The following is a 4,357-nucleotide window of genomic DNA, read 5'->3' as shown; positions in this document are numbered from 1 at the left end:
GCCATGCGGGACATCATCTTGCGGGCCTCGAAGAACCGCTCGACCAGGTTCTTCACGGCGCTGACCTCGACACCGGAGCCACGTGCGATACGGGCGCGGCGGGAGCCGTTGATGATCGTCGGGTCCTGGCGCTCGGCCGGGGTCATCGACTTGATGATCGCGGCGGTGCGGTCGACGTCCCGCTCGTCCAGGTTGGCGATCTGGTCCTTGATCTGGCCCATGCCCGGGAGCATGCCGAGCAGCTTGCTGATGCTGCCCATCTTCCTGACCTGTTCCATCTGGGACAGGAAGTCGTCCAGGGTGAAGTCCTGGCCCTTCTTCGACGCCAGCTTGGAGGCCATCTTCTGGGCCTCTTCCTGGCTGAACGTCTTCTCCGCCTGCTCGATCAGGGTGAGCAGGTCACCCATGTCGAGGATGCGGGAGGCCATCCGGTCCGGGTGGAACGCGTCGAAGTCGTCCAGCTTCTCGCCGTTCGACGCGAACATGATCGGCTTGCCGGTGATCTGCCGGATGGACAGGGCCGCACCACCGCGGGCGTCACCGTCGAGCTTGGACAGCACCACGCCGTCGAAGCCGACGCCGTCGCGGAAGGCCTCGGCGGTGTTGACGGCGTCCTGACCGATCATCGCGTCGACGACGAACAGGATCTCGTCCGGGGAGACGGCGTCGCGGATGTCCGCGGCCTGCTGCATCATCTCGGCGTCGATGCCGAGGCGGCCGGCGGTGTCCACGATCACGATGTCGTGGACCTTGGACTTGGCGAAGTCGATGGAGTCCTTGGCGACCTTGACCGGGTCACCGACGCCGTTGCCCGGTTCCGGCGCGTACACCGCGACGCCGGCGCGCTCGGCGACGACGCTCAGCTGGTTGACGGCGTTGGGGCGCTGGAGGTCGGCGGCGACCAGCAGCGGCGAGTGGCCCTGCTCCTTGAGCCACCGGCCGAGCTTGCCCGCGAGGGTGGTCTTGCCCGCGCCCTGCAGACCGGCCAGCATGATCACGGTGGGCGGCTGCTTGGCGAAGCGCAGCCGCCGGGTCTCGCCGCCGAGGATGGTGATCAGTTCCTCGTTGACGATCTTGAGGACCTGCTGGGCCGGGTTCAGCGCCTTGGAGACCTCGGCGCCGAGCGCGCGCTCCTTGAGGTTCTTGATGAACGTGCGCACGACCGGCAGCGCCACGTCCGCCTCGAGGAGCGCGATACGGATCTCGCGTGCCGTGGCGTCGATGTCCGCCTCGGAGAGCCGTCCCTTGCCGCGCAGGTTCTTGAAAGTCGCTGACAGGCGATCGGAGAGAGTGTCGAACACGGCGCTCGCGGTCCTCGGGGTCGGTGACGGTCTTGAAGGGAATCGCCCTCCAGGGTATCCCGGCGCCGGCGGCACCGGGGCAGGGTCATCCCCGCAGCGTCTCCTCCAGTGCCTCCGCCAGCGATCCGGCGTCCCGCGCCGGCAGTGGCGCGCCCGTGCCCGTCGTGACGTAGAAGGCGTCGACCGCGTTCGCCCCCAGCGTCGACACGTGCATGCTGCGCACCCGTACGGCCGCCTTCTCCAGGGCCGTGCCGATGCGGTGGAGCAGGCCCGGGGCGTCCTGGGCGCGGACCTCGATGACCGTGGCGTGGCGGGAGGCGGCCGGGGCGACCGTGACGCGGGGCGGCGGGGCGGTCCAGCCGCGGCGGCGCGGGTAGGCCGCGTCGCGCTCGGCGAGGCGGCCGGCGATGTCGAGGCTGCCGTCCAGGGCGCGGACCAGGTCGCCGCGGAGCCGGGCCGCCTGGGGCAGGGAGCCGTACTCGGCGGCGACCCGCCAGTTGAGCAGGAGGACCGCGCCCTCGTCGTGCACGTCGTCGGGCAGGCCGATGGCGCGCAGTTCCGCCGTGCGGACGGTCAGACGGTGCACCGCGAGGACGCCGGCCACGGCGGGGAGGACGCCGGGCCGGTCGGGTACGGCGATGAGGAGTTCGACCCCCAGGGGTTCCGGGTCGCCGGACGGCTCCTCGGCGGCCGGTTCGGTCTGGGCGCGCAGGGCGAGGACCGGTCCGCCGGTGCGGAGGGCCTCGATGGCGAGGCGCTCCTGCTCGGCGGTGGGCGCGGCCGGCTCGGGCTCGTCGGGGGCACCGCCGGCGAGGACGGCGCCGACCCGTCGTACGAGATCGGCGACGAGGGAGCCGCGCCAGGAGGACCAGGCGGCCGGGCCGGTGGCGAGGGCGTCGGCCTCGGTGAGGGCGTGCAGCAGTTCCAGGGTGCTCTGGCTGCCCACCGCCTCGGCGACGGAGCGGACGGTGGCGGGGTCGTCCAGGTCGCGGCGGGTGGCCGTCTCGATGAGCAGCAGGTGGTGGCGGACCAGCAGGGAGAGCACGGTCACGTCCGCCCGGTCGAAGCCGATGCGCGCGGCGACGTCCTTGGTGATGATCTCGCCGGCCACGGAGTGGTCGCCGGGCCAGCCCTTGCCGATGTCGTGCAGCAGGGCGGCGACCAGGAGCAGGTCGGGACGGCCGACCCGGCGGGTGAGTTCGGAGGCCCGGACGGCGGTCTCGATCAGGTGCCGGTCGACCGTCCAGAGGTGCACGGCGTTGCGCTGGGGGCGGCAGCGGACCCGTTCCCAGTCGGGGAGCAGGCGGGTGATCAGGCCTTCGGCCTCCAGGGCCTCCCAGACCTCGACCGTCGGGCGGCCGGAGCCCAGCAGGGTGACGAGCTGTTCGCGGGCCTCGGCGGGCCACGGCGTGGGCAGGGGGCGCGCGGTCGCGGCCATGCGCCGAACGGCGTGCAGGGAGAGCGGGAGGCCGGCCTGGGCGGCGGCGGCCGCGGCGCGCAGCGGGAGCACGGGGTCGCGTTCGGGGCGTGCGGCGCGGGCGAGCACCACCTCGCCGTCCTGTTCGACCACGCCCTCGGCGAGCGGGGAGCGCTCGGTGGCCGGCTTGCCCCCGCCCCACACGGCGCGCAGCCGCGGCCGGACGGCGCGCGAACGCAGCACGCGCCCCACTTCGCGCCAGGTGACGTCACTGGCGTACGCGATCACGCGCGCCGCTTCGTAGACCTGCCTCAGCAGGGTGTCGGCGTCGAGCAGGCCCAGCTCGGCGGCGACCTGGTCCTGCTCCTGGAGGGCGAGCCGGTCGGTGGCGCGGCCGGTCGCCAGGTGCAGGGCGTCCCGTACGTCGAGCAGGCGCCGCCGGGCCTCGGTCAGGCCCTCGCGCGGGGCGTCGGCGAGCCAGGAGGCGGCGACGGCGCGCAGCGCGGTCGCGTCGCGCAGGCCGCCGCGGGCCTCCTTGAGGTCGGGTTCCAGCAGGTACTGCAGCTCGCCCTGGCGTGCGGCGCGTTCGGCGCACAGCTCCTTCAGTTCGGGGAGGCGCTTGGGTGCCTGGTTGCGCCAGTCGGCGAGGGCGGCGGTGCGCAGGCCGGCGGTGAGCGCGGAGTCACCGGCGAGGTGACGGGCGTCCAGCAGGCCGAGGTGGACCTTGAGGTCCTCGCCGGCCGTCCTGCGGGCCTCGGCGGGGGTGCGCACGGAGTGGTCGAGGGAGAGGCCGAGGTCCCAGACGGGGTACCAGATGCGGTCGGCGAGGGCGGCGACGGCGGCGGGGTCGGAGCCGTCGTGCAGCAGGACCAGGTCGAGGTCGCTGCGCGGGGACAGTTCGCCCCGGCCGTAGCCGCCGACGGCGACGAGCGAGACGCCGTGCGCCGCTCCCGCCGCCGCGCCGAACAGTCCGGCGAGCCAGTCGTCGGTCAGGGCGGACAGGGCGGTACGGCGCGGCGGCCCGGACCGCGCCCGCTCGGTGAGCAGGCGCAGCCGGGCCGCCGCGTAGCCGCCGGGTCCCGAGTCTTCCGTCTCCTTGCGCACATCCGTACCCGTCACCCGGTGACTCCCGTCCTGATTTCCCCGGATTTCCCCGGATTTCGTCAGAGCGCGTCCGGCCCCCGCTCGCCCGTGCGGACGCGTACGGCCGTCTCGACGGGCAGGGACCACACCTTGCCGTCCCCGATCTTGCCCGTACGGGCCGCCTTCACGACGACCTCGATCAGCTGCTCGGCGTCGTCGTCCTCGGCCAGCACCTCGATGCGGATCTTGGGGACGAGGTCGACGGTGTACTCGGCACCGCGGTAGACCTCGGTGTGGCCGCGCTGCCGGCCGTAGCCGCTGGCCTCGGTGACCGTGAGGCCGTGGACGCCGAAGGCCTGGAGGGCCTCCTTGATCTCGTCGAGCCGGTGCGGCTTCACGACGGCGGTGATGAGCTTCATGCGTCCACCTTCTTGTTCTGCGCGGCGGCCAGGGCCGGGGCGGCGAGGGTCCCGGTGACGCCGCCGCCGGCGCCGCTGAAGTCGTATGCGGTCTCGGCGTGCTCGGCCTGGTCGATGCCGGACACCTCCTCGTCCTC

General features: G+C 73.4%; 3 protein-coding genes and 1 pseudogene. All 4 read right to left on the bottom strand.

All coding sequences use genetic code 11. The features are described from left to right. Positions 1 to 1,301 (bottom strand): signal recognition particle protein (gene ffh, locus IE312_RS12125; protein ID WP_229899593.1); only part of this gene is annotated, 1,301 nt, incomplete at its 3' end. An 85-nt stretch (positions 1,302 to 1,386) separates the two neighbouring features. Beyond that, entirely contained in the window at positions 1,387 to 3,837 is a 2,451-nt protein-coding gene (locus IE312_RS12120; protein WP_189981060.1) for a [protein-PII] uridylyltransferase, read from the bottom strand. A gap of 44 nt (positions 3,838 to 3,881) precedes the next feature. Then, the gene (locus IE312_RS12115) at positions 3,882 to 4,220 is read right to left on the bottom strand and encodes a P-II family nitrogen regulator (protein ID WP_039656487.1); all 339 of its coding nucleotides are present in this window, start codon (positions 4,218 to 4,220) and stop codon (positions 3,882 to 3,884) included. After that, positions 4,217 to 4,357: pseudogene (locus IE312_RS39670) on the bottom strand (ammonium transporter); the annotation flags it as partial. The pseudogene IE312_RS39670 and the gene IE312_RS12115, both read right to left, overlap by 4 nt.

Source organism: Streptomyces capoamus (assembly GCF_014654935.1).
Classification (GTDB): domain Bacteria; phylum Actinomycetota; class Actinomycetes; order Streptomycetales; family Streptomycetaceae; genus Streptomyces; species Streptomyces capoamus.
The sequence above is the reverse complement of the archived record's forward strand: the minus strand, read 5'-3'. Positions and strand labels throughout refer to the sequence as shown.